The sequence below is a fragment of the Achromobacter sp. ACM04 genome, from assembly GCF_014851465.1.
Lineage (GTDB): Bacteria > Pseudomonadota > Gammaproteobacteria > Burkholderiales > Burkholderiaceae_B > Achromobacter > Achromobacter aegrifaciens.
In genome coordinates this window covers 1,939,818-1,963,839 of the sequence record NZ_JACUZS010000001.1, presented here as the reverse complement: position 1 = coordinate 1,963,839, position 24,022 = coordinate 1,939,818, and the positions used below count along the sequence as shown (strand labels likewise).

The window sequence follows — 24,022 nt, the reverse complement described above, 5'->3', positions numbered from 1 at the left end:
GCTGTCCCGCCATCGCGGACAGCGCCATAGCATCGAGGAGGTTTCGTGGCCCGACCCAAAGCAACACCCGCGCCAGCGCCGCAGGCGCCCGCCGAACACGATGCCGCGGGCGCGCTGGTGCTCGAACGCGGGCACCGGGTGCGGCTGGCGGATCAGCTGTACGGCCAGATCTTCGAGCAGATCGTCTCTGGCGGGTTGAACGTGGGCGACAAGCTGCCTTCCGAGAACGAAATATCCGAACGCTTCGGCGTCTCGCGTCCGGTGGTGCGCGAAGCGCTGCTGCGGCTGCGCGCCGACGGCCTGATCACCGCGCACCAGGGGCTGGGCACCTTTGTCAGCCATGCGCCCGCGCCGCGCCTGAAGACCTTCAACGACGTGCAGAACGTCAGCGCCTACCTGCGGGCCCAGGAGGTCCGGGTGGCGCTGGAGGGCGACGCCGCGCGCCTGGCGGCGCTGCGCCGCACCGACGAGCAGCTCAGGAAGATCGCCGATGCGCATGCGGCCTTCGCCGACAGCCTGGCGCGCGGCCAGGTGTCGGCCGAGGCCGACCTGGCCTTCCATGCCAGCATCGCCGAAGCCAGCGGCAACGACTTCTATCTGGGCGTGCTGGAAAGCATCCACGAATCCATCAGCGGCTTCATGCGGCTGACCTTGAACCTGACCCGCACCGGTTCGCGCCAGCGTGCGCAGCGCGTGGTGGACGAGCATGCCGCGATCCTGGACGCCATCCGCGAACAGGACAGCGAGCGCGCCCGCGTGGCCATGCAGTTCCATCTGGGCCAGGCCCGTCACCGGCTGGTGGACCGCGAGCGCGATTGATCCCTTCCGTCCGCCCGCTGCGATCAAACCAAAACTACAGGAGACCAGAGTGCAAGGGAATATCGCGGCGGAAGTGCCGGTGGAGCAGGTCCGCGAGCAGATCCTGCAGGTGCTGATGGCCTGGGGCATGGCGCAGGACCTGGCGCACATCACCGCGGGCCTGATGGCGCGCACCGACCTGCTGGGCATCGACTCGCACGGCATCTCTATGCTGCCGGCATACGAGGACAAGCTGCGCGCTGGCGCCCTGCGGCTGGACGCCAGGCCGCGGATCCTGCGCGACGGCGGCGCCAGCGCGCTGATCGACGGCATGGGCGGCCTGGGCTATCCGGTGGCGGCGCAGGCCATGAACCTGGCGGTGGACAAGGCTTTGGAGCACGGCGTGGGCGCCGTGTCGGTCTGTAATTCGCATCACTTCGGCGCGGCCGGCGTCTATGCGCGCATCGCGGTCGAGCGCGGCGTGGTCGGGCTGGTGACCAGCAGCGCCAACGGCGTCATCATGGTGCCCACGCGCGGCGCCATGCCCATGCTGGGCACCAATCCCATCGCCTTCGGCGCGCCGGCCGCCTACAACGAACCCTTTGTGCTGGACATGGCGACCACCACCGTCGCCGCCAACAAGGTCAAGGTCTACGACTTCCTGGATCAGCCCTTGCCGCCAGGCTGGGCGGTGGACGGGCAGGGCGGCGCGGTTACCGATGCGGCGGCCGCCATGCAATTTATCTTCACGCATCCCGAGGGCGGCCTGACCCCGCTGGGCGGCACTGCCGCCATGAGCAGCCACAAGGGCTACGGCCTGGCGATGATGGCGCAGATCCTGGGCGGCACGCTCAGCGGCAGCGCCTTCGCCGCGCGCCGCGCACCGACGCGCCGGCCGGGCGAACCCGACGATGTGGGCCATTTCTTCCTGGCCTTGAACCCCGACGCCTTCCGCGCGGCGGGCTCGTTCGAGTCCGACATGGACGACATGATCGACGCCATGCACGATACGCCGCCCGCCAACCCGGACGAGCCGGTGCTGGTGGCGGGCGAGCCCGAAGCCGCCGAGCGCGCGCGCCGGCTGCGCGCCGGCATACCCATTTCCGCCGCGCTGGCCGAACGCCTGCGCGCCATCTGCGAGCGCGCCGGCACGCCTTATCTGCTGGACCCGGCGTGATTCCGTTTTCCCTATAAACCCTTGCCCAAGAGCACAGGAACAGAGACATGAGCAATTCAGACAAGCGCAAGAAACCCGAAGAACTGCGCAGCCACCGCTGGTATGGCGTGCGCGACCTGCGCTCGTTCGGCCACCGTTCGCGCACCGCGCAGATGGGCTATCACCGCTCGGACTACGCCGGCAAGCCGGTGATCGCCATCATCAACACCTGGAGCGACATCAACCCCTGCCACAGCCACTTCAAGCAGCGCGTGGAAGAGGTCAAGCGCGGCATCTGGCAGGCGGGCGGCTTCCCGGTGGAAATGCCCGCCATGAGCCTGTCGGAACCCTTCCAGAAGCCGACCACCATGCTCTACCGCAACCTGCTGGCGATGGAGACCGAAGAGCTTCTGCGCTCCTATCCCGCGGACGGCTGTGTGCTGATGGGCGGCTGCGACAAGACCACGCCCGCGCTGCTGATGGGCGCGGTGTCCATGGACTTGCCCACCATCTTCATGCCGGCCGGCCCCATGTTGCGCGGCAACTGGAACGGCAACACGCTGGGCTCGGGCTCGGACACCTGGAAATACTGGGCCGAGCTGCGCGCCGGCAACATTACCGAGGAAGACTGGCAGGGCGTGGAGGACGGCATCGCCCGTTCGCCCGGCCACTGCATGACGATGGGCACCGCGTCCACCATGACGGGCGCGGTCGAGGCGCTGGGCCTGTGCCTGTCGGGCGCTTCGTCGATCCCCGCGCCGGATTCGCGCCACGCGCAGATGGCCAGCCTGACCGGCAAGCGCATCGTGGAGATGGTGTGGGAAGACCTGAAGCCGTCGGACCTGCTGACCGCCGCGTCGTTCGACAATGCCGTGCGCACGGTGCTGGCGCTGTCCGGCTCAACCAATTCCGTGGTGCACCTGATCGCCATGGCGCGGCGCAGCGGCTTCGGGCTGGACCTGGACCGCTTCGACCATCTGGCGCGCACCACGCCGGTGCTGGCCAATCTGCGGCCGGCCGGCAAGTACCTGATGGAAGACTTCTATTACGCCGGCGGCCTGCGCGCCATGCTGGTGCAGCTGGGCGACCTGCTGGACACGACGCAGCGCACCGTGGACGGCCGCACGCTGGGCGAGAACATCGCGGGCGCGCGGATCTTCAATGAAGACGTGATCCGGCCGCGCGCGCAGGCGCTGATCGAGCGCGACGGGCTGGCGGTGCTGCGCGGCAACCTGGCGCCCGACGGCGCGGTGATCAAGCCGCCCGCGATGGAGGCGCATCTGCAGGTGCACACGGGCCGCGCGGTGGTCTTCAAGGACTACAACGACATGGCGGCGCGCATCGACGACCCCGACCTGGACGTGGATGCCGACAGCGTCATCGTGCTGCAGAACGCGGGACCGCAGGGCGCGCCCGGCATGCCCGAATGGGGCCAGTTGCCGATTCCGCAGAAGCTCCTGAAGCAGGGCGTGCGCGACATGGTGCGCATTTCGGATGCGCGCATGAGCGGCACCAGCTATGGCGCCTGTGTGCTGCACGTGGCGCCCGAGGCCTATGTGGGCGGCCCGTTGGCGCTGGTGCAGGACGGCGACCGCATCACGCTGGACGTGCCGGCGCGGCGCCTGGAACTGCTGGTGTCCGACGAGGAGCTTGCCGCGCGCCGCGCCGCCTGGCAGGCGCCGCCGCCGCGTTTCGAGCGCGGCTATGGCGTGCTGTACCTCAAGCATATCGGCCAGGCCGACACGGGCTGCGATTTTGATTTTCTTCAGACCGAAACGCGCGCTCCGGCCGCGGGCGAGCCTGAAATCCACTGACCCGGACACCGGGCGCACATACTAAAAAAACCATAGAGGAGACAACCATGCAACAGAAGAAACCGGCGGCGCGCGCGCGCCTGGCCATCCTGGCGGCGGCGGGGACACTGGCCATGCTGCCCGGCATGCTGATGGCGCAGGGCGCGGCCTGGCCCGCCAAGCAACTCAAGCTGGTGGTGCCGTTCCCCGCGGGCGGCAGCACCGATTCGGTGGGGCGCCTGCTGGCGGCCGAACTGTCCAAGGAGCTGGGCCAGACCGTGGTGGTGGAGAACAAGGGCGGCGCCAATGGCAATATCGGCTCCGACATGGTGGCCAAGGCCGAGCCCGACGGCTATACCCTGCTGCTGTCCGGCGTGGGGTCCAACGCCATCAGCTACGCGATCTACCAGAACATGCCATACCGCAACAGCGACTTCGCGCATATCTCGCTGCTGGCAACCGGCCCCAATGTGCTGGTGGCCAACAACGACTTCCCGGGCAAGACTTTCGCGGACTTCATCAAGCTGGCGCGGGAGAATCCGGGCAAGTACACGCATGCGAGTTCGGGCAGCGGCTCCTCCGGCCACCTGGCCATGGAGATGCTGAAACAGGACGCCAAGATCGACCTGGTGCACGTGCCCTACAAGGGCGGCGCCGCCGCCATCACCGACACCATCGGAGGCCGTGTCTCGGTATTGTTCCTGAACCAGGACGCGTTGCTGCCGCAGGTCACGTCGGGCAAGCTGCGCGCACTGGCCGTGGCCAGCGCCAAGCGCAATCCCGCCTATCCCGATACGCCGACGGTGGCGGAATCAGGCTATCCGGGTTTTTCGGCCGAGTCCTGGTTTGGCTTGTCGGCGCCAGCGAAGACGCCGCCCGCCGTGATCCAGCGCCTGAACCAGGCGACGGTGAAGGCGCTATCCTCGCCCGAGATCCGGCAGAAGCTGGAGAGCGTGGGGTTCGTGGTGGTGGCCGACGACCCGAAATCGTTCTCGGCGTTCGTGGATAACGAGATCACGAAATGGGGCAAGGCCGCCAAGGCCTCGGGCGCGAAAATGGATTGAATGCGTGGATTGAATGCGCGGCCGGGCTTGCTGGCCCGGCCTGACCTGTTTTTCTTGATGAAGTGAAAAGTGCAATGAACTCACCCCTACCCAACCGTTTCCGCCAACGCATCCTGGCGCGCGAACGGCTCATCGGATTCTGGATGTGCATGTCCAGCCACATCACGGCCGAGCTCGTGGGCCTGGCCGATTTCGACTGGCTGCTGCTGGACGGCGAGCACTCGCCCAACGAGGTGCCGATGTTCCTGCAGCAGCTGCAGGCCTTGCAGGGCAGCGCCAGCGCCGCTGTCGGCCGGCCGTCGTGGAACGATCCGGTGGAGATCAAGCGGCTGCTGGATATCGGCTTCTACAACCTGCTGATTCCGTTCATCGAATCCGAAGAGGACGCGCGCCGGGCCGTGGCCGCCACGCGCTACCCGCCGCAGGGCATGCGCGGCGTGGCGGGCGCCCAGCGCAGCAACCGCTATGGCACGGTGCCGGACTACCTGCACACCATCAACGACAACATCTGCGTGCTGCTGCAGATAGAAAGCCGCCCGGGCATCGCCGCGGTGGACGAGATCGCTTCGGTGGAAGGCGTGGACGGCGTATTCATCGGGCCGTCCGACCTGGCCGCGGCGCTAGGACATATCGGCAATCCCGGCCATCCCGAAGTCCAGGAGGCCATCCGCCATCTGTACCAGCGGGTGTCCGCCCAAGGCAAGGCCGTGGGCATTCTTGCGCCGGTGCATGCGGATGCGCGGCGCTACCTGGACATGGGCATGCACTTCGTGGCGGTGGGCACCGACCTGGGCGTGTTCAAGCAGGCAACCTTCGCCTTGCGCGAGGCGTTCCCGACCTGATGGCGCTCAGGCGTCTTCCAGCGCCAGCAGTTCGCCTATCGTCTGGCGCCGGCGGATCAGCCGCGCCGCGCCGTTGTCCAGCAGCACTTCGGGCGCCAGCGGGCGGCTGTTGTAGTTCGAGGACATGGACGAGCCATAGGCGCCCGCGTCGTGGAACACCAGGAAGTCGCCGATGCGCGGCTGCGGCAGCAACTGATCCGACACGACGCCGCCGGCGTCCTGGGTGAACACGTCGCCCGATTCGCACAGCGGGCCGGCCACGGCGATGCGGGTCTCCGCCGCGCCCTGCGGCCTGCCGCCATCGGGCGCATGCACCGAAATGCGGTGATAGCTGCCGTACATGGCCGGGCGCATCAGGTCGTTGAAGCCGGCATCGACCAGCGCGAAGTCGCGCTCCGGGCGGCGGTTGATCGAATGCACTTCCGACACCAGCGCGCCGGCCTCGGCGACCAGGAAGCGGCCCGGCTCGATCTCCAGGCGGATCTCGTGGCCCAGGCGTTCGGCGATGCGGCGGCGCGCCGCGTCCCATTGCTCGAAGTAGTGGTCGCAGTCGATACGGGCATCGCCTTCGCGGTACGGGATGGACAGGCCGCCGCCCGCCGAAATGGCTTCGATGTCATGGTCCAGCGAGGCGACCACGTCGACCATGGCGTCGCACACGCTGGACAGGTGCGCGTAGTCCACGCCCGAGCCGATATGCATGTGGATGCCGACCAGCTTCAGGCCGTGGCGGCGCACGATGGCCATGGCTTCGGCCACATCGCCGATCCAGATGCCGTGCTTGCTCTGCGGGCCGCCGGTATTGGTCTTGTTGCTGTGGCCGTGGCCGAAACCCGGGTTGATGCGCAGCCAGACGCGATGGCCGGGCGAGGCCTGGCCCACGCGGGCCAGCATGTCCAGGGAACCGGCGTTGACGGTGATGCCGTGCTTGAGCACCGCGGCCAGCGTGGCGTGGTCGATCAGGTCCGCGGTGAAGACGATGCCTTCCGGCTCGCCCTGGGGCTGGAAACCCGCAGCCAGGCTGCGCTCGATCTCGCCCAGCGAGACGGCGTCCACCACGGCGCCTTCGGCGCGCATCAGGCGCAGGATGTGCAGGTTGGAGCAGGCCTTCTGCGCATAGCGGATGGTGTCGAAGCGGCGCAGTTGCGCAATGCGTTCACGGATGACGGCGGCGTCGTACACCCAGAGCGGCGTGCCGTGCTCGGCGGCGAGTTGGGTGAGTTGGCGCGGATCGAAGGCCATGGCGGGCGAAACCTTGTTGGTGGAAGTGAAAACAAGGCGGCATGATGCCCGGCTTCGGTCATCCAGTAAAATGCTTAAAATTCCTTGATCGATTCATTCTTGATATGGGCAGGCGATGCTGACGCACCGGCAAATCGAAGTCTTCCGCGCGGTCATGATCGCCGGCAGCGTGACCAAGGCGGCCGAGCTGCTGGGCTCTTCCCAGCCGACCGTCAGCCGCGAGCTGGCGCGCATGGAGCAGGGCATAGGCTTCACGCTGTTCGACCGGGTGGCAGGGCGGCTGCGGCCCACCATGCCGGGCCTGGCGCTGTTCGACGAGGTCCGCCAGTCCTACGCCGGCCTGGAACGGGTCGCTTCGGCCGCGGCCCGCCTGCGGGCCTACAAGGGCGGGCAACTGTCGGTGATCGCGCTGCCGGTCTTTTCCCATTCGATCCTGCCGGACGCGTTCCGGCGTTTCCATGAGCGCCATCCCGGGGTGAGCCTGGCGCTGGAAACCCAGGAATCGCCCTTCCTGGAGGAATGGCTTAGCGCCCAGCGCTACGACCTGGGCCTGACCGAGCACGACGCGGCGCCGGCCGGCACGCGCGTGGAGCTGCTGCTGGAAGTGGACGAAGTCTGCGTGCTGCCCGACGCCCACGAACTCCTGGGCAGGCAGCGCATCGAGCTGGCCGATTTCGAGGGCCATGCGTTCGTCAGCCTGTCCTCCAGCGATCCCTACCGTATCCAGATCGACGAAGCCTTTGCCGAAGCCGGCGTGCTGCGGCGGTCCATCGTCGAGACGACGACTGCCGTGTCTGTGTGTACCTTCGTGCGCCAGGGCCTGGGCCTGGCCATCGTGAACCCGCTGACTGCGCTGGATTTTGCCGGCCGGGGCCTGCATATCCGCCCCTTGGCGCGCTCGTTTCCGTTCCGGGTCAGCGTGGTGTTTCCGGAGCACCGGCCGGGCAATCCGCTGGTGGATGCATTGATGGCGTCGTTGCGCGAGGCGGCGCAGGCGGCCCGGAGCCGCCTGGCGTCTGGCCTGGATCAGGAAGTGCCGCGCAGTCGTCGCTCTGCCGCCAGCCGGTAGGCCTGCAAGCGCGCCTTCAGCAACGGGTCGCCCGCGAACGCGATGCCGGCAGGCAGGATGGAAGGGTCGAATACCAGGGTGCGCTGTGCGTCCTGATCTGGCGCAAGGCGTTCCAGCATCAGATATCCCAGGAGCAGCGAGCCGCCATGCCCTGGCCAGCCCGTGGACGGGTCGTCCGTCATGCCTCGTTCCGGCTCCGGGGTAAACGCCAGTTCCAGCGCCACCGGGCCCGCCGCCATTGCATGGCGCAAGGCCTCGTCCATACAGTTCCGACCGGTCAGGGCCTTGTGAGCGCCATCGGCATTCCTGCCCCGGATCGTCAGCCTGCCAGTTCGCGTCCCGCCATCCGCGGCGGTCAGGCGGTAGGAATGAAGCATGTGATAGCTGCGGGAGGCGTAGCCCGTGGGCAGGGCGTCTTGCTGCAGTTGGCCGAAGCGTTGCGCCGGCGCATTGGTCGCCAGATGGGCTTGCAACGCCTCGGGGGCGGTGTGCTGCGTGTCCAGGGCCTGTATGAATGCAAGAAACGTCTGCGGGTCTTGCGCGGGAAAACCTTCGATCGAGTGGCCTACGAGCACCAACTGCGAACCCTGTCCGATGCGCACGGCCAGGCCGCGCGGTTCGGCTTGCGGACTGTCCTGGCGAATCCGCGGGTCGGGGCCGGAGTCCGAGAATCGGGCGAGGAGCGGCTGCTCAGCGTCGTTGAACATGGGCGAAGCGCAGAATTGCGCTGCCCGGGGCACGCCAAGGAATCTGCCTTCCACAAGCAGTCCGCGCGCGTGATTGACGCGGCAGCCTGGCGGGACGTCCGCGCCCGCATGGAGCGCATCAATCAGCTTTGCGGCGATGGAATCCGGCATGGGAGCCTCCTTTTTTCTAATGGATGTTCTGGCCGGTCGGCATTACCCGAGGCCGGATTTGAGCGCGATGTGCTTGTATTCGATGAAGTCCTCCAGCGCGGCCACGCCATTCAGGCGTCCCAGCCCGGATTGCTTGAAGCCGCCTTCCTCGGTGCTGTCGTAGACCTTGGCCCAGTCGTTGATCCATACCGAACCTGCGTCGATGGCTTGCGCGACACGCAGCGACCGCTCGACGTCGCGGGTCCAGACGCTGGCGGCCAGGCCGTATTCGCTGTCGTTGGCCAGGCGTATGGCTTCGGCCTCGTCGGCAAAGCGCTGGATCGTCAACACCGGGCCGAAAGTTTCTTGCTGGACGATGGCCAGACTGTTTTCGGTCACCTCCAGGAGCGTGGGGCGGTAGAAGGCGCCGCCGACCAGCGGGCCTGTGTCCACCGGCCCGCCGCGCTCGACTGCCGTGGCGCCCGCGGCGATCGCTAGGACGACGGCATGGTCGACGCGTTCGACGCTGGCGCGGTCGATCAGCGGCCCCATGTCGCTGTCCGGATCGGCAGCCGGGCCGACCTTGACCTTGCGCAGCCGGCAGGCGAGTCCGTCGCGAACCTCGGCGTAGATGCCGTCCTGGACCAGCAAGCGGGAGCCGGTCATGCAGAACTGGCCGCTGAAGACAGTCAAGGCCTTTTCAAGCACGGGCAGCGCCGCGTCCACGTCCGCGTCATCGAACAGGATCATGGGAGTCTTGCCGCCGAGTTCCATGCCGAAGCGCTTCAAGTGCCTGGCGCCGGCGGCGCTGATCGCGCGGCCCGTGCGGGTGGAGCCGGTGAAGCTGATGACGGGCACCTCGGGCGAGTCCACCAGATAGGCGGAGCCATCGGGTCCGCTTTCGAAGAACAGATTGATCACGCCGTCCGGAAGGTCCTCCGCCTCGGCCATGATCTCGGCCATGAAGCTGGCTGTTTGCGCCACCTGGCCGGGCAGCTTGACGACCGCCGTGCAGCCGGCCGCCAGCGCCGGCGCCAGCGACCGTATCGTCAGCACGGCCGGTGAATTCCAGGGCGCGATCACCGCCGCTACGCCCATGGGTTGGCGCAGGACCATGGAAATGCTGCCGGGCCTGGGCGTCAGCGCCCGGCCGCTTTCGAGCAGGGCGGCGGCGGCCGCGTAGCGCAGCTTGCTTGGAATCATGTCGAGCTCGAAGCCCGCTTCGCCCTTGATCTTGCCGTTTTCGAGGGAGAGGATGTCCAGCAGCCGGTCGCGGTTGCGCTCGAATGCCCGCGCCAACTGCTCCAGCACGCGGGCGCGCAGTTCGTGGTCATGGGCCCAAGGCGTCGTGCGGAAGGCGCGTACGGCTGCCGTGACGGCCGACTTTGCCGCCGCCAAGCCGTTGTCGGGGTAGTGGCCGATGATGTTGTAGGTGGCAGGGTCGATCGATTCCCTCAGGGCGCCTTCGGAGCGCTGGACGCCGCCGATCCAGTTGTAGGCCTTGCGGGTCCAGGCGGTGTTTGCGGCATCTTTCATGATCTGGCCTCCGTGTTCCTGATCCAGTGGCTGACGCGTTCGGCCAGCATGACTACGGTGGGATTGGTGGCGACGGAGGGGACGTCCGGGAAACAGGATGCGTCCGCGACTCGCAGTCTGGCGATGCCGCGCACGCGTCCCTGATAGTCCGTTACCGCGCCAGGATCGCCGTCGCCGCCCATGGGGGCGGTCGAGGTGGGGTGGTGATAGATGTCCAACGCTGTCGGCAGGGCCGCTTCCAGCGCCGCAGCGTCCGCTGCGGCGGGGCCCGGCACGAGCTCCTGAGCGATGATCTCGGACAGCGGGCCCTGGCTCGCGATCCGGCGGATCAATTGAATGCCTTCGACCATCAGTTTCCGATCGCGCGCAGTCCCCAGGATGTTGAGGTCGATGAGCGGCGCAGTGCGGGGATCGCGGTCTTGCAGCTTGAGGCTGCCGATGGAGCTGGGGCGAGTCAGCGCCAGGGCCAGCATGAAGATTGCGCCGGTGGGCGAGTCGGCGGGGTCGCCATAATGCACTGCGCTGACATGCAGGTCGCCGTCGCCGGGCCCGGCCCGGGATGACCGGGTCCACAGGATGGCGCCAACCGGCGGGATGGGCAGCCCCAGCCGGTCGGGATGCGCGGCCCAGACCGTGAAGTAGAAGGGATGCTCCTGCAGTCGCAGGCCGACCGGAAGATCGGCGACCACGGGGATGTCCAGGGCCTTGAGGTCCGCCGCCGGCCCGATGCCGGAGCGAAGCAGGATGGCCGCCGATCCATACGTCCCAGCCGCGAGTACGACTTCCCCGGCTGCGATCCGCTCGCCATCGGCCAGGATCACGGCCTGCGCCCGGCCATTTTCAATCTCGACGCGGTCCGCCAGCGTCTCGCTGTAGATCGTCAGGTTGGGGCGGGCGCGCACGACGTCCGACAGGTAGGTCATACCCGTGTTCAGCCGTTGGCCCATGCGGTTGTTCATCGGGTAGGGGCCGACGCCGAAAGGCGCGTCGCTGTTGAAGTCCTGCACGCGGGCATGGCCCGCCATCTGGGCCGAAACCAGGAACGCGCGCTGCATGTCGGAGATTTCGTCGTCCTGCAACTGGTGCACCGGCTCCGGGCCGGTGCGGCCATGGCATTGGTCCGCGCCCGAGGCGGTCCATTCACTGCCGCGGAAGAATGGCAGCGCGTCGGCGATGGACCAATGCGGCAGTCCTGCTCGGGTCCAGCGCTCGAAGTCGGCTGCGGGCGCGCGCATCCAGACGCCGGCATTCACGGCCGAGGAGCCGCCCAGCACCTTGCCCCGCGGAACCGGGAAGGACTTTCCGCCCCAGCCTGGCTGGGACACGTATCCCCAGTCGTGTTTGGCGTCGCCGCCGATGATGTTCTGGGCGCGGACGGCGTCCGGGTAGGCGTGGGGCGGATAGGCCTGGCCGGCCTCGAGCAGCAGTACCCGGCGGGCGGGATCCTCGCTCAGGCGGCTGGCCAGCACGGCGCCCGCCGAACCGCCTCCCACCACGATGATGTCGAAGGCAGCGTGCTGAAAGTCTGAATTTTCTGACGCCGAAGGGTGGCGTAGTCCTGTATTCATTGTGGTCTCCTCTAAAAATCCAGCCTTGTGTCAGGATCGGAGGTTCAAGCGCATCGACGGCTGATCGGATCAGCTGTAGCCAGCGTTCAGCCCGGCATCCCATTGGGATGCATCATTCATCGGTACCGCCTCCGACAGAAGACGGGTGGCGGTCTTTAGAGTCGCGAACATATGTCCGGAACCTTTTCGATCGAATCGTTCAGTGGAATGGTGGCCTTCGCGGCCACGGTGGAGTCCGGCAGTTTCGCTGCGGCCGGGCGCAAGCTGGGCCTGTCCGCGTCCGCGGCGGGCAAGGCGGTTGAAAGGCTGGAGCTCAAGCTGGGCGTACGGCTGCTGCATCGCAGTACGCGCTCTCTGGGGCCGACCGGTGAAGGCGAGGTCCTGTACCGCTATGTCAGCAAGATCCTGAAGGATCTCCAGGAGGCGGAGCGCGAGTTGCAGCTGGTGCAGAACGCGCCCCGCGGCCGGCTCAAGATCAGTGTTCCCACGGTGATGGGCCGCAGGATCGTGTTGCCGGCGCTCAGCGACTTCCACGCGCGCTTTCCCGAGGTGATGGTCGACATCAACCTGGACGACCTGATCGTCGACGTGATCGAGGACGGATACGACCTCGTATTGCGCCTGGGCGAACTGGAGGATTCAGGGCTGCAGGCCCGCAACATCGGCCCGCACGCGTTCACGACTTGCGCCTCGCCCGCTTACCTGGCCCAGCGCGGCACGCCGCGCACGCCTGCGGATCTCAGTGAGCATTGCTGTATCTACTATCGGTTCCCAACGACTGGCAGGACGGAAACCTGGGCTTTCAAGGGAGAGCCGTCGGGCAGGGTATTCAAACCCTCCAGCATATTGAATGATGGCGAGGCCCTGGCGTCCGCGGCGATCGGCGGCTTGGGGATCGTGCAGGCGCCCAGCTACCTGGTAAAGGAAGACGTGGCGGCGGGGCGGCTGCGGCCGGTGCTCGAGGATTACACGGAAAATCGGGGCAGCGTTTCGCTGCTATGGCCGCCCCGATCGGCGGAGGTTGCCCGAGTGCGCGCGTTCATCGATTTCTTCGCCGAGCGGATCGCGGCGCAGTTATAGCCGCGGCGGGCGCAAGGGGGCACAGGGAAGTATATGGACGCCGCAAAATAGAGGCTTTGCGGCAGCCCGAAACGCAAAAAAGGATGCCCATGGGCATCCTTTTTCATTTGCCGTATTCGTGACGCCCTGAAAACAGGGCGGCAGAATGGCTTAGGCCAGCGCCTTGATGGCGGCAGCCAGGCGGCTCTTGTGGCGAGCGGCCTTGTTCTTGTGGATGATGTTCTTGTCGGCCACGCGATCGATCACGCTGGAGGCCTTCTGGAACACTTCGCCAGCCGCAGCCTTGTCGCCAGCGGCGATGGATTGGCGAACGCGCTTGATGGCGGTGCGCAGCATCGAGCGCAGGCTGGAATTGTGCTTGTTGCGCTCAACGGATTGGCGAGCGCGCTTGCGGGCTTGGGCGGTATTGGCCATGTTGCTATATAAGTTGAATTCGGCAAAGTCGAACATTGTAGCAAGTCCCTACGGGAATGCAAGCTTTTAATGTTTGATCAGCCGATGGAGCGCCCGTCAACCGGGCGGGGGGCGCTGCGGGAGGAATTCCCTGGGCTGGAGAGCCCTTGCGGATGGTCCTCATGCGTTTGAGGAAAACCCGTGGCGCCTACTGGATAAAAACACCGTGCTTAGTATACAACGAAGCCGCTCCGGCGGCACGGGGCGAATGCCGGCGTTGTCAGGTGGCGACGCTGATGGAGACGAACCAGGGCGTGAAACGGCGGACGTGGATGGGCATGATGTCGCGCAGCGTATCGAGCGCGGCGTCGGTGTCGTCCAGCGGGAAGTGGCCGGATACCGGCAGGCCGCCAGCGGCCATGGATACTCGCAGCGTGCCGCTGCGGTAGGGGCGCAGGGCGGCGATCACTTCGGCCAGCGGGCGGCCGCGGGCTTCGACCCAGCCGGCTTCCCAGGCGGCTTCGGCCATGAGTTCGGCGCGCGGGGTGTCCATGCGGGCCGCGTCGAACCGGGCGCCGGTGCCGGCGCGGACGGTGCCGTGGGCCCCGGACATGGTTTCGACCTCGACCTCATGCTCATGCACCACTACCAGGGTGCGCTGGGCTTGCTGGCGCACCATGTAACGGGTGCCCAGCGCGCGGACCGTGCCTTCTGCCGTCTGGACCAGGAAAGGGCGGCGCGCGTCAGGAGCCACCGACACCGTCACGGCGCCGTCCAGCAGGCGGACCTGGCGATACGCGGGAGTGAAGTCCAGGTTAACGCGGCTGCGCGCGTCCAGCAGCAGTTGGCTGCCGTCGGACAGCACGTAGCGGCGACGCTCGCCCGTGGCCGTGGCGGCATCCGCCGCGACGTTACCCAGGGGATAGAAGGCATTGCCCACGTAGGCGGCGCAGGCGCCGGTACCGGCGAGCGCCAGCGCGCCGGCCAGAAAACGGCGGCGAGGGGGCGCAATGGCGGGGCCGGGAGGGGCCGCGAGATGCGGGATGGCCGGGCCGGTGGTCGCGTAGCCGGCGGGATAGGCGTCGCCAAGCCGGCCGAACGTCGATCCTTCCAGCGAGCCGGTCAGCTGCTGCCAGGCGTTCTCGTGGGCTGGGTCGGCAGCGCGCCACGCCAGGAAGTCGTTATAGTCCTGGGCGGTCGCCTTGCCGGAGCGCAATAACAGCAGCCAATTGATTACCTGGTCCGCCATGGGTTGTCCTTGGGCGTACTTCACTTCATGTCCCCGCAGTGCTTCAAGGGGGATCCTTTCGATGGCAATTTGTAAATAATAAAGGTTTTTTACCAAAGATTACCGGCTGATTGTCAATTCTTGACGAATCTAATGCAAAAAAAGCCGGTACTAGACCGGCTTTTGACGTGTATATAGGCAGATTGTCCGAACTTAGCGCGCCGGACGTCGGCCGAAGTCCCTAGGGCGGAAGCCAAACAGTAACAACATTCCGAAGTAGACCGCGCCGCTGGCCGCCAGCACCCCAGCCAGCCAGGCCACCCGCTGACCGGAGTGGGCCTGCAGGGCGATCCAGTCGATGCGTCCGTCCGCATACCAGAGCAAGGCCGCCAGCGCCGCCAAGGCGGGCAAAAGGCGCAGCGCGAACGCCGCCCAGCCGGGGCCGGGCTGGTAGACGCCGCGGCGGCGCAGGCCGATCAGCAGCGCCAGCGCATTCAGGCAGGCGCCCAGGCCGATTGCCAGGGCCAGCCCGGCATGCGCCATCAGAGGCACCAGCACCAGGTTCATCAACTGCGTCATGATCAGCACCCCGATGGCGATCTTCACCGGCGTGCGGATGTCCTGCTTGGCGTAGAAGCCGGGCGCCAGGATCTTCACTGCCAGCAGACCGATCAGTCCGGCGGAATAGGAAATGACCGCCAGCCGGGTCTGGCTTACGTCCTGGGCGGCGAAGGCGCCGTAGTGGAACAGGGTGGCGACCAGGCCGTCGGACAGCAGCGCCATGCCCACCGCCGCCGGCAGGCCCAGCAGCAGCACCAGGCGCAGGCCCCAGTCCAGCAGTCCGCTGTAACCGCCGTGGTCGTCGCGGGCATGGGCGGCCGACAGGCTGGGCAGCAGCACCGTGCCCAGCGCCACGCCCAGCAGCGCCGTGGGGAATTCCATCAGGCGATCGGCGAATGACAGCCAGGTAACGCTGCCCGGCGTGAGCCAGGTGGCGATGTTGGTGTTGATCAAGAGCGAGATCTGCGCGACCGAGACGCCCAGGGTGGCGGGCGCCATCTGCTTGAGGATGCGCTGCACCGTGGGGTCGCCCCAGGCCTCGCGGAACCGCAGGGTGAAGCGTGGCGTCAGGCCGAGCCGGGCCAGGGCGATCCATTGCACAGCCAGTTGCGCAACGCCGCCGATCATGACGCCGATGGCCAGCGCGTAGACCGGCACGTCCATGCGCGGCGCGAGCCAGATGCAGGCCGCGATCATCGCCAGGTTGAGCAGCACCGGCGTGAAAGCCGGCACGGCAAAGCGCCGCCAGGTATTGAGCACGCCCGAGGCGAACGCGATCAGCGACATGCAGAAGATATAGGGGAACATCACCCGCGTCATCCATACCGCGGCGCCGAATTCGGTGTCGCGGGCGGCTCCGCGCAGGCCGCTGGCCATGGCCGATACCACCCAGGGCGCGGCGACAATGCCGATGAGGGTGATGAGCATCAGCGCCGCGGTCAGCAGCAGCGCCACGCGGTCCAGCAGGGTGCGGACTTCGGCTTCGGAACGGTTGTTGCGCGCGGCGCCCAGGATGGGCACGAAGGCCTGGGCGAAGGCTCCTTCGGCGAACAGGCGGCGCAGCAGGTTGGGAATGCGGAAAGCGACCCAGAAGGCGTCGGTGATGGGGCCGGCGCCGAAAGCGCGGGCCACCAGGATGTCGCGGATCAGGCCGGAAATGCGGGACAGCAGGGTGAAGCTGCTGACCGTGGCCGCCGAACGAAACAGGCTCATGGAAGACTACGTAAAAAGGGGGCCGGCAGGCCCCATAACCAACATTGCCCCTTGAATGGGGCAACACTTCGCCCTACGTTTTTTCTCTACGCCGGAGCGCCTTTTTCCCTTGGGCCGCCCCAAGGGAAAAAGAGCCCCCTCGGGGGGCAGAGAGCCCGCGCAGCGGGCGAAGCGTGGGGGCATTATTTCGGCGGCATGCGGATGGCGCCGTCGAGGCGGATGGTTTCGCCGTTCAGCATGTCGTTGGTGATGATGCTGTGGACCAGCTTGGCGTAGTCTTCCGGGCGGCCCAGGCGGGCGGGGAAGGGAATGCTGGCGGCCAGCGAGTCCTGCACTTCCTGCGGCATGCCGAAGATCATGGGCGTGCCGAAGATGCCCGGGGCGATGGTCATGCAGCGGATGCCGGTCTTGGACAGGTCGCGCGCAATGGGCAGGGTCATGCCGGCCACGCCGGCCTTGGAGGCGGCGTAGGCGGCCTGGCCGATCTGGCCGTCGAAGGCCGCGACGGAGGCGGTGTTGATCATCACGCCGCGTTCGCCGGTGGGTTCGGGCGCGTTGGCGCTCATGGCCTCGGCGGCCAGGCGCATCATGTTGAAGCTGCCGATCAGGTTGATCGACACGACCTTCTGGAACAGTTCCAGCGGATGCGCGCCGTTCTTGCCCACGATCTTGGCGGCGGGCGCGACGCCGGCGCAGTTCACCAGGCCAAAGAGCGAGCCCAGCTCGAGCGCGGCGGCTACGGCGTTCTTGCCGTCGGCTTCCTGGGTCACGTCGCAGTGGACGTAGCGCTGGCCCAGTTCCTTGGCCAGGGCCGAGCCCGGCTCGTCCTGCACGTCGGCGATGACGACCTTGGCGCCGTTTTCGACCAGCATGCGCACCGTGCCGGCGCCCAGTCCGGACGCGCCGCCCGTGACGATGAATACCTTGTTCGCGATTTCCATGTGTCTACCACCAGTAGTTCTAGGGATGAAAGCGGCGCGGCAGGCGCCGGATATGACTAGGCCTTCGGGGCCGGCCGGACGCGTTGCGTTCCGGTGCCAGCGCCGAAGGCCTGTGAGCCATCGAGGCGCCGATCAGCCTTGGACGGCTTCGAACAGGCGCGCCTTGATTTCTTCGACCGCGCCGACGCCGGAGATCTTGCGGTACTTCGGCGCGTCGGCGGGATTCTGCTGCGCCCAGGACGAGTAGTAGTCGACCAGGGGGCGGGTCTGGTCGCGGTACACGGCCAGGCGGTTGCGCACGGTTTCCTCGCGGTCGTCGTCGCGCTGGATCAGCTCTTCGCCAGTGACGTCGTCACGGCCTTCGACCTTGGGCGGGTTGAAGCGCACGTGGTAGCTGCGGCCGCTGGGCTGGTGCACGCGGCGGCCGCTCATGCGTTCGATGATGTCTTCTTCGGGGACTTCGATTTCCACCACGTAGTCCAGCTTGACGCCGGCGCTCTTGAGCGCGTCCGCCTGCGGGATGGTGCGGGGGAAACCGTCGAACAGGTAGCCGTTGGCGCAGTCGGGCTGCTTCAGACGGTCCTGTACCAGGCCGATGATGATCTCGTCGGAAACCAGACCGCCGGCATCCATGACCTTTTTGGCTTCAATGCCCAACGGCGTGCCCGCTTTGACCGCGGCGCGCAGCATGTCGCCGGTGGAAATCTGGGGAATGCCGAAGTGTTGGGTGAGAAACGCGGCCTGGGTGCCTTTGCCGGCGCCGGGAGGTCCGAGCAAGATGAGACGCATGAGTGCTCCTGAAGGGGTGTATTTTTTGTGATCCGGGGAATTATGCCGCAATGCAGCAGCCGATGCGGAGCCGCGCCATAGGAAATAACCCTTATATCTGCTTGCTGTAGACCAGTCGGACGCGTTCCAGATCTGCCGGGGTATCTACGCCTGCGGCAGGAGGGTTGGACGTCCGATGGACGACGATGACGTGGCCGTGTTCCATGGCGCGCAGCTGCTCCAGAGATTCGAAACGTTCCAGCGCGCCCTGCGGCAGGGACGGATAGCGGCGCAGGAACGACACCCGGTACGCGTACAGGCCGATGTGGTGCCAGGCCGGCAGGCCGTCGGCCAGCACGCGTTCGCCCGAGGCCAGCGCATCGCGGGCCCAGGGGATCGGGGCGCGTGAAAAATACAGCGCGCGGTCGTTCGCGGCGCAGACCAGCTTCACCACGTTGGGGTTGAACAGGGCCTCGGCGTTGGCCAGGGGACAGGCGCAGGTCGCGATGTCGGCCTCGGGGCTGGCTTGCAGCTTGGCCGCGACCGCGTCGATGAGTTCGGGTTCGATCAGGGGCTCGTCGCCCTGCACATTGACCACGATGGCGTCGTCAGGCAGGCCCAGTTGCTCCACGGCTTCGGCCAGGCGGTCGGTGCCCGTCGGGTGGTCGGCGCGGGTAATCAGCGCCTGCAGCCCGTGCGCCTGCGCCGCCTGTTGCACGCGGACGTCGTCCGTGGCCACATAGACGCGGGAAGCGCCGGACAGCGCCGCGCGTTCGGCGGTGCGCACGACCATGGGCTTGCCGGCGATGTCGGCCAGCGGCTTGTCGGGCAACCGGGTCGAGGCGGTGCGCGCCGGGATCAGGGCGATGAAGCTCATGCTCGGCGGTTCAGTGGGAAGCGGGGGCGTCGTCCAGCGCGCGGGCTTCCGATTCCAGCATGACGGGGATGCCGTCGCGCACAGGGAAGGCCAGGCGGTCGGCGCGGCAAACCAGTTCGGCTTGCTGCCGGTCGTGTTCGAGGCGGCCCTTGCACAGCGGGCAGACGAGGATGTCGAGTAGGCGGGATTCCATGACCGGAATTCTAAAGCAGTTTGCCGGGGGCCGGGCCGCGCGGCGCTGCCAGGCGGACGGTTTGCTAGGTCCGGACTGGCTGGCGCAGCGCCTGCGCCAGCCAGTCGAACAGTTGCGGATCGGAGAAGCCGGCGCGCACGGGCACTTCCCACAGCCGCGGATCGTCCAGGGCGGCGCATTTGATCGCGTCCTTGGAGGTGATCAGGATGGCCTCGGCTGTCAGCGCCTGGAAGGGCGACTCGGCGTAATCGTGATGATCGGGCAGGGCGAGCGCGGTTTCCAGCTGGATGCCGGCGCCGCGCAGGGTGGTGAAAAAGCGTTCCGGATTGCCGATGCCGGCCGCCGCCGCGATGCGCGGCTGGCCGGCAAAGGCGGCCAGGGGGCGCGCGCCGCGGCCCGAGACCTGGCGCGTATCGCCCGGTTCCAGCCACATGCGGACTTGCCGCGGCCGGACGCTGCCCGCGGCTTGGGGCTGGCCGCCGGGGGTGCCGATGTTCGTCACGACCACGTCGACCTCCCGCAGCCGTTCGGCGGGCTCGCGCAGGGGGCCCGCCGGCAGCAGGCGGCCATTGCCCACGCCGCGCTCGTCCTGCACCACGATTTCGATGTCGCGCGCCAGCGCCAGATGCTGCAGGCCGTCGTCCGACACGATCACGTCCACCTTGGGGTGCGCCTGCAGCAGGGCCTGGGCGGCCAGGGCGCGCTTCGGGTGCACGGAAACCGGCGCCCCGGTGGCGCGGGCGATCAGCGCGGGTTCATCGCCAAAGCGGGCGGCTTCGAGTTGGCCCAGCCCGACGCGGGCGTGCGGCCCGACCTTGACGCCGTAGCCGCGGCTGACGACCCCGGGGGTGTAGCCGCGGGCCCGCAACGCCTCGACGGTGGCGATGACCATGGGGGTCTTGCCCGTGCCGCCGACGTAGACATTGCCGATCACCACGACGGGAACGGGGGCGCGGTACGAGCGGCGGGTGCCGTCCAGGTAGCGCTGGCGCTTGCGCGCCACTTCCCAGGCGGTCAGCCTGGACAGCGGCAGCAGCAGATTGGAGAGCCAGCCGCCGTGCTGCCATTGGCGCGCCAGCAGCGTCGAGGCGCGCTTGGCGGTCACCGGGTGGTCTGCGCGGCGAAGTTGACGCGGCCGATGCCAGCCAGCCGGGCGGCTTCCATGATGTTGATCACGGACTGGTGGGTGGCCTGGGCGTCGGCGTTGATGACGACCAGCGGTTCGGTCTTGCCGGCGGCGGCCTGGCGCAAGGCCTCGGCGATTTCGGGCGGCGTGGAGACGTCGATGAGCGTGCCGTTGAGCGCGTAGCGCCCGTCCTGGCTGACGGCGACTTCCAGCGCCGGAGGCGTGTCCTGTTCCATCGAGGCCTGGGGCAGCGTCACCTTCAGCTGGGTGAAGCGCGCGAAGGAGGTGGTTGCCGCCAGGAAGATCAGGATGACCAGCAGCACGTCGATGAGCGGAATCAGGTTGATATCCAGCTCATCGCGCTCGCCGCGGGGGCCGCGGAAATTCATGAACGGCCCTCGCGCATGGCGGACCCGGGGGAGACGGCGCGGACCAGGCGCGACGCGGTCTGTTCCATGGCGCTGAGGTAGCCGTCCACACGGCCGCGCAGATAGCGGTGCGCGATCATGGCGGGAATGGCGATGAGAATGCCGAAGCCGGTGTTGTACAGCGCCATCGAGATGCCGCGCGCCAGTTGCGCGGGATCGCCGCCGCCGGGGGTGTAGGAGCCGAAGATCTCGATCATGCCGACCACGGTGCCGAACAGGCCCATCAGGGGCGCGACCACGGCGATGGTGCCGATGGCGGAGATGTAGCGGCTGAGGTCGTGGGCGACGGCGCGGCCGGTATCCTCGACCACGTTGCGCAGTTCCTCGCGCGGCAGGTGGCGGTGACGCATCACCTCGGCCAGGATCCGGCCCAGCGGCGAGTTGCGCTCCAGGCGGTTGATCGCGTCGGGAGTGTCCTGGCGGTTGCGCAGCATTTCAGCGACTTGGTCGCTCAGGCCGCGCGGCATGACCAGGCCGCGGCGCAGGGAGAGGAAGCGCTCGAAGATCAGCGCCAGGCCCAGGACGGATGTCGCCAGCAGGGGCCATATCGGCCAGCCGGCCTCGCGCAGTATGGAAAGCAAAGCGTTCAACTCCCGGGGGACCGGTGCGCAAAGCGGCGCGCACCGGCATCTGATCAAGCCGAAACTGTAACGGTGCGGCGGGGGTGTGGCAAGTCGGTACGACCCCCAATCTATCCACAGATCTTGTGGATAATTCTGTGCAAAACTTCCCGGAAGTGCTTGTGGGCACAGGGCTTGCACTTGTTTGCTTCAATTTCGAGCAGCTTTGTTTTCAATAAAGTTATATAAAAATCAATGATTTAGTTCGAATTTGCTGGCTTTCGGGCCGGTTGGGGGAAATCTGCTGGGACGCGGTATGATTGCGGCCCGCTACGCGGCTCCTGTGGACAGGTACGCATCGGAAAGCCCCATGACAATTGAATCTACAGTCACAAACAACGTATTTGCGCGGGATATCCTGACGGTTGCCCAGCTGAATCAAGCTGTGGGGCAGTTGTTGGAGCGCAGCATCCCGGCGCTATGGGTGCGTGGAGAGATTTCCAACTTCACGGCGGCGGCTTCCGGGCATTGGTACTTCACGCTCAAGGACAGCCGGGCCTCCGTGCGGGCAGTCATGTTCAGAAGCCGCGCCAGTGCGGTGGGTTTCACGCCGCGGGCCGGTGATCAGGTCGAAATCCGGGCCCGCGTGTCGCTCTACGAGCCCCGTGGCGACTATCAGCTGCAGGCTGACGCCATGAGGCGGGCCGGACTAGGCAATCTGTACGAGGCGTTTCTGCGCCTGAAGGAGCAACTGGCTTCCGAAGGCCTGTTCGATCCCGCCGCCAAGCGCGAACCCGTGCGCCTGCCGCGGGCGATCGGCGTGGTGACGTCCCTGCATGCCGCGGCGTTGCGGGACGTGCTGTCGGCGCTGGCGCGCCGCGCGCCCCAGGTGCCCGTGTTCATCTACCCCGCGCCGGTCCAGGGCGCGGACGCCGCCGGGCGGCTGGCCGCCCAGGTGCGCATGGCCAACCAGCGCGCCGAGATCGATACGCTGCTGCTGGTGCGCGGCGGGGGCAGCATCGAGGATCTTTGGAGCTTCAACGACGAAGCCTTGGCCCGCGAGGTTGCGGCCAGCGCAATCCCCGTCATCAGCGGGGTGGGGCACGAGACGGATTTCACCATCGTCGATTTCGTGGCCGACGTGCGCGCGCCGACGCCGACCGCAGCCGCCGAACTGGCCTGCGTGCCGCGTTCGGAATTGCTGGGCCGGGTCATGCAGGCGGCAGAGGCCATGACGCGCGGTCAGCAGCGCCGCCTGGAACGCGCTGCCCAGCGGCTGGACCGCGCCGCCGCGCAACTGGTGTCTCCGGCCCAACGGCTCGAACATCAGCGGGAGCGCCTGAACAGCCTGCGTTTCCGCCTGGCCACCGCCTGGTCCGGTCCCCAGGAGCGCCGCGCCGCGCGCGTCAATCTGCTGACGCAGCGTCTGGCGCATCGCGTACCCGACACGGGCCGCGCGGCCGACCGGCTGGCCGGCGCGGCGCGGCAGCTCGGCCAGGCGCATGCGCGGCTGCTGGTGCAGCGGCGCAACCGGCTGGCCGCCGCCACGGCGCAATTGCGCGCGCTGGATCCCGGCAACACACTGGCCCGCGGCTACGCCATCGCGCGCGACGAACAGGGCCGCATCGTGCGGGAAGGGATCGCGCTGACGGCGGGGCAGGCGCTGGACCTGAGCTTCGCGCAGGGCGGAGCCGAAGTCGCGGTCACGCGCAGCCGCGAGACGCGCGAGGCTTCCTGAAAGAGGGCGGTCGCGCGCGCTTGGGGCCGCTGTCATGAACACATGCTTCCAGTCATAAGCAGATGCGTCCCTTAACCCCGCGCGGGCGGGGGGTTAACGAGGTATCCTCAGTAGTTGCCGATACAATTGAACGGCTTGATCGTGCACTCAACAGAAGGAACCTCACATGGCACATACTCTTCCCCCCCTGCCTTACGAACTGGACGCGCTGGCTCCGCACATCTCCAAGGAAACGCTGGAGTTCCACTACGGCAAGCATCACCAGACCTACGTCACGAACCTGAACAACCTGATCCCGGGCACGGAATTCGAAACGCTGTCGCTGGAAGACATCGTCAAGAAGTCCTCGGGTGGCATTTTCAACAACGCCGCCCAGATCTGGAACCACACGTTCTACTGGAACAGCCTGGCTCCCAAGGCCGGCGGTGCGCCGACCGGCAAGCTGGCTGACGCCATCAACGCCAAGTGGGGCAGCTTCGACGCTTTCAAGGAAGCCTTCAACAAGTCGGCCGCCGGCAACTTCGGTTCGGGCTGGACCTGGCTGGTCAAGAAGGCCGACGGCTCGGTCGACATCGTCAACACCAGCAACGCCGCCACCCCGCTGACCACGGCCGACAAGCCGCTGCTCACCTGTGATGTGTGGGAACACGCCTACTACATCGACTACCGCAACGCCCGTCCCAAGTACCTGGAAAACTTCTGGGCGCTGGTGAACTGGGAATTCGCGGCCAAGAACTTCGCCTGATAGGCAAAGCCAGGCCCGCCGCGGCGTCAGCGTCGCGGCTCCTGCTGATCAACCCCTCGCGCAAGCGTGGGGTTTTCTTTTTTGTTCAGGAAAAATTCAGCCTGCGAAATCCCTGTCGATTGTCGAATTCATTGCGGGGAAATGAAGAACAAACCGGCTTTTCTTCCGGGTAATCCCTAGGTTTGCCAGCCACTATCGTTGGCCCCGGTCGGCGACTGAACCACGGGGTCCACGGCCGCGGCATGCCCGCCATAAACCGTGGTACTTA

At 67.1% G+C, this 24,022-nt stretch carries 23 protein-coding genes; 9 read left to right on the top strand and 14 right to left on the bottom strand.

The window, feature by feature from the left end; all coding sequences use genetic code 11:
• Positions 1-45: 45 nt before the first annotated feature.
• The 5 genes from IB259_RS09125 (at position 46) to garL (ending at position 5,653) form a co-directional block, all read left to right on the top strand.
• The gene (locus IB259_RS09125) at positions 46-819 is read left to right on the top strand and encodes a FadR/GntR family transcriptional regulator (protein WP_118932816.1); all 774 of its coding nucleotides are present in this window, start codon (positions 46-48) and stop codon (positions 817-819) included.
• Positions 820-868: 49 nt separating this feature from the next.
• Complete coding sequence (locus IB259_RS09120; protein ID WP_054452404.1) at positions 869-1,975, top strand: Ldh family oxidoreductase; 1,107 nt, start codon at positions 869-871, stop codon at positions 1,973-1,975.
• Between the two features lie 47 nt (positions 1,976-2,022).
• Positions 2,023-3,768 (top strand): L-arabinonate dehydratase, encoded by a 1,746-nt coding sequence (gene araD / locus IB259_RS09115; protein ID WP_054452402.1) that lies wholly within the window; start codon positions 2,023-2,025, stop codon positions 3,766-3,768.
• A 47-nt stretch (positions 3,769-3,815) separates the two neighbouring features.
• A complete protein-coding gene (locus IB259_RS09110) occupies positions 3,816-4,811 on the top strand; it encodes a tripartite tricarboxylate transporter substrate binding protein (RefSeq protein ID WP_175181439.1) in 996 nt (331 codons plus the stop codon).
• Between the two features lie 74 nt (positions 4,812-4,885).
• On the top strand, positions 4,886-5,653 hold the full coding sequence (gene garL / locus IB259_RS09105; protein ID WP_054452400.1) for a 2-dehydro-3-deoxyglucarate aldolase: 768 nt from the start codon (positions 4,886-4,888) through the stop codon (positions 5,651-5,653).
• 6 nt (positions 5,654-5,659) lie between these two features.
• Here the strand turns inward: garL and lysA are convergent, their stop codons facing one another.
• On the bottom strand, positions 5,660-6,895 hold the full coding sequence (lysA, locus tag IB259_RS09100) for a diaminopimelate decarboxylase (RefSeq protein WP_119449300.1): 1,236 nt from the start codon (positions 6,893-6,895) through the stop codon (positions 5,660-5,662).
• Positions 6,896-7,010: 115 nt separating this feature from the next.
• Between lysA and IB259_RS09095 the strand changes: the two genes are divergently transcribed.
• Positions 7,011-7,964 carry a LysR family transcriptional regulator gene (locus tag IB259_RS09095; RefSeq protein ID WP_054452397.1) on the top strand — a complete coding sequence of 318 codons (954 nt, stop codon included), beginning with the start codon at positions 7,011-7,013 and terminating at the stop codon, positions 7,962-7,964.
• Here IB259_RS09095 and IB259_RS09090 read toward each other — a convergent pair.
• From IB259_RS09090 to IB259_RS09080, 3 genes are read right to left on the bottom strand one after another with little or no spacing between them, the layout of a single operon-like run.
• Complete coding sequence (locus IB259_RS09090; protein WP_192328587.1) at positions 7,922-8,821, bottom strand: catalase; 900 nt, start codon at positions 8,819-8,821, stop codon at positions 7,922-7,924. The genes IB259_RS09095 and IB259_RS09090 overlap by 43 nt on opposite strands.
• Before the next feature lie 42 nt (positions 8,822-8,863).
• Positions 8,864-10,336, bottom strand: a complete 1,473-nt coding sequence (locus IB259_RS09085; RefSeq protein ID WP_225596788.1) for an aldehyde dehydrogenase family protein — start codon at positions 10,334-10,336, stop codon at positions 8,864-8,866.
• Entirely contained in the window at positions 10,333-11,904 is a 1,572-nt protein-coding gene (locus IB259_RS09080; protein WP_175213714.1) for a GMC family oxidoreductase, read from the bottom strand. Before IB259_RS09080 ends, IB259_RS09085 begins: the two co-directional genes overlap by 4 nt.
• Positions 11,905-12,075: 171 nt before the next feature.
• Here IB259_RS09080 and IB259_RS09075 point away from each other — a divergent pair, with 171 nt between their 5' ends.
• Complete coding sequence (locus IB259_RS09075) at positions 12,076-12,984, top strand: LysR family transcriptional regulator (RefSeq protein WP_119449304.1); 909 nt, start codon at positions 12,076-12,078, stop codon at positions 12,982-12,984.
• A gap of 150 nt (positions 12,985-13,134) precedes the next feature.
• Here IB259_RS09075 and rpsT read toward each other — a convergent pair whose 3' ends face one another.
• The 10 genes from rpsT to IB259_RS09025 all read right to left on the bottom strand — a co-directional run bounded on the left by rpsT (position 13,135) and on the right by IB259_RS09025 (position 21,292).
• Positions 13,135-13,398 (bottom strand): 30S ribosomal protein S20, encoded by a 264-nt coding sequence (gene rpsT / locus IB259_RS09070; protein WP_006396042.1) that lies wholly within the window; start codon positions 13,396-13,398, stop codon positions 13,135-13,137.
• A 259-nt stretch (positions 13,399-13,657) separates the two neighbouring features.
• Positions 13,658-14,626 (bottom strand): FecR domain-containing protein, encoded by a 969-nt coding sequence (locus tag IB259_RS09065; RefSeq protein ID WP_175163563.1) that lies wholly within the window; start codon positions 14,624-14,626, stop codon positions 13,658-13,660.
• Between the two features lie 192 nt (positions 14,627-14,818).
• On the bottom strand, positions 14,819-16,378 hold the full coding sequence (gene murJ, locus IB259_RS09060) for a murein biosynthesis integral membrane protein MurJ (protein WP_054452384.1): 1,560 nt from the start codon (positions 16,376-16,378) through the stop codon (positions 14,819-14,821).
• A 182-nt stretch (positions 16,379-16,560) separates the two neighbouring features.
• Positions 16,561-17,319, bottom strand: coding sequence for a 3-hydroxyacyl-CoA dehydrogenase (locus IB259_RS09055; protein ID WP_054452382.1), 759 nt, complete (start codon positions 17,317-17,319; stop codon positions 16,561-16,563).
• A gap of 132 nt (positions 17,320-17,451) precedes the next feature.
• Entirely contained in the window at positions 17,452-18,108 is a 657-nt protein-coding gene (adk, locus tag IB259_RS09050; protein ID WP_054452380.1) for an adenylate kinase, read from the bottom strand.
• A 91-nt stretch (positions 18,109-18,199) separates the two neighbouring features.
• Positions 18,200-18,964, bottom strand: coding sequence for a 3-deoxy-manno-octulosonate cytidylyltransferase (kdsB, locus tag IB259_RS09045; RefSeq protein ID WP_192328584.1), 765 nt, complete (start codon positions 18,962-18,964; stop codon positions 18,200-18,202).
• Positions 18,965-18,974: 10 nt separating this feature from the next.
• Positions 18,975-19,157 carry a Trm112 family protein gene (locus IB259_RS09040; RefSeq protein WP_054452377.1) on the bottom strand — a complete coding sequence of 61 codons (183 nt, stop codon included), beginning with the start codon at positions 19,155-19,157 and terminating at the stop codon, positions 18,975-18,977.
• A gap of 64 nt (positions 19,158-19,221) precedes the next feature.
• Positions 19,222-20,262 (bottom strand): tetraacyldisaccharide 4'-kinase, encoded by a 1,041-nt coding sequence (lpxK, locus tag IB259_RS09035; protein WP_192328580.1) that lies wholly within the window; start codon positions 20,260-20,262, stop codon positions 19,222-19,224.
• The gene (locus IB259_RS09030; RefSeq protein ID WP_054452373.1) at positions 20,259-20,672 is read right to left on the bottom strand and encodes a biopolymer transporter ExbD; all 414 of its coding nucleotides are present in this window, start codon (positions 20,670-20,672) and stop codon (positions 20,259-20,261) included. Before IB259_RS09030 ends, lpxK begins: the two co-directional genes overlap by 4 nt.
• Positions 20,669-21,292 (bottom strand): MotA/TolQ/ExbB proton channel family protein, encoded by a 624-nt coding sequence (locus tag IB259_RS09025; protein ID WP_054452372.1) that lies wholly within the window; start codon positions 21,290-21,292, stop codon positions 20,669-20,671. The genes IB259_RS09030 and IB259_RS09025 overlap by 4 nt, the downstream gene beginning before the upstream one ends.
• A gap of 349 nt (positions 21,293-21,641) precedes the next feature.
• Between IB259_RS09025 and xseA the strand changes: the two genes are divergently transcribed.
• Positions 21,642-23,009 (top strand): exodeoxyribonuclease VII large subunit, encoded by a 1,368-nt coding sequence (gene xseA / locus IB259_RS09020; protein WP_192328577.1) that lies wholly within the window; start codon positions 21,642-21,644, stop codon positions 23,007-23,009.
• A gap of 166 nt (positions 23,010-23,175) precedes the next feature.
• Positions 23,176-23,754, top strand: coding sequence for a superoxide dismutase [Fe] (gene sodB / locus IB259_RS09015; protein ID WP_013394768.1), 579 nt, complete (start codon positions 23,176-23,178; stop codon positions 23,752-23,754).
• Positions 23,755-24,022 lie beyond the last annotated feature (268 nt).

Bases quoted from the DNA above. Each gene is read 5' to 3' on its own strand.
- araD (WP_054452402.1), top strand. From the start codon at position 2,023: ATGAGCAATTCAGACAAGCGCAAGAAACCCGAAGAACTGCGCAGCCAC.
- IB259_RS09110 (WP_175181439.1), top strand. From the start codon at position 3,816: ATGCAACAGAAGAAACCGGCGGCGCGCGCGCGCCTGGCCATCCTGGCG.
- garL (WP_054452400.1), top strand. From the start codon at position 4,886: ATGAACTCACCCCTACCCAACCGTTTCCGCCAACGCATCCTGGCGCGC.
- lysA (WP_119449300.1), bottom strand. From the start codon at position 6,895: ATGGCCTTCGATCCGCGCCAACTCACCCAACTCGCCGCCGAGCACGGC.
- IB259_RS09095 (WP_054452397.1), top strand. From the start codon at position 7,011: ATGCTGACGCACCGGCAAATCGAAGTCTTCCGCGCGGTCATGATCGCC.
- IB259_RS09090 (WP_192328587.1), bottom strand. From the start codon at position 8,821: ATGCCGGATTCCATCGCCGCAAAGCTGATTGATGCGCTCCATGCGGGC.
- IB259_RS09085 (WP_225596788.1), bottom strand. From the start codon at position 10,336: ATGAAAGATGCCGCAAACACCGCCTGGACCCGCAAGGCCTACAACTGG.
- IB259_RS09080 (WP_175213714.1), bottom strand. From the start codon at position 11,904: ATGAATACAGGACTACGCCACCCTTCGGCGTCAGAAAATTCAGACTTT.
- IB259_RS09075 (WP_119449304.1), top strand. From the start codon at position 12,076: ATGTCCGGAACCTTTTCGATCGAATCGTTCAGTGGAATGGTGGCCTTC.
- rpsT (WP_006396042.1), bottom strand. From the start codon at position 13,398: ATGGCCAATACCGCCCAAGCCCGCAAGCGCGCTCGCCAATCCGTTGAG.
- IB259_RS09065 (WP_175163563.1), bottom strand. From the start codon at position 14,626: ATGGCGGACCAGGTAATCAATTGGCTGCTGTTATTGCGCTCCGGCAAG.
- murJ (WP_054452384.1), bottom strand. From the start codon at position 16,378: ATGAGCCTGTTTCGTTCGGCGGCCACGGTCAGCAGCTTCACCCTGCTG.
- IB259_RS09055 (WP_054452382.1), bottom strand. From the start codon at position 17,319: ATGGAAATCGCGAACAAGGTATTCATCGTCACGGGCGGCGCGTCCGGA.
- adk (WP_054452380.1), bottom strand. From the start codon at position 18,108: ATGCGTCTCATCTTGCTCGGACCTCCCGGCGCCGGCAAAGGCACCCAG.
- kdsB (WP_192328584.1), bottom strand. From the start codon at position 18,964: ATGAGCTTCATCGCCCTGATCCCGGCGCGCACCGCCTCGACCCGGTTG.
- IB259_RS09040 (WP_054452377.1), bottom strand. From the start codon at position 19,157: ATGGAATCCCGCCTACTCGACATCCTCGTCTGCCCGCTGTGCAAGGGC.
- IB259_RS09030 (WP_054452373.1), bottom strand. From the start codon at position 20,672: ATGAATTTCCGCGGCCCCCGCGGCGAGCGCGATGAGCTGGATATCAAC.
- xseA (WP_192328577.1), top strand. From the start codon at position 21,642: ATGACAATTGAATCTACAGTCACAAACAACGTATTTGCGCGGGATATC.
- sodB (WP_013394768.1), top strand. From the start codon at position 23,176: ATGGCACATACTCTTCCCCCCCTGCCTTACGAACTGGACGCGCTGGCT.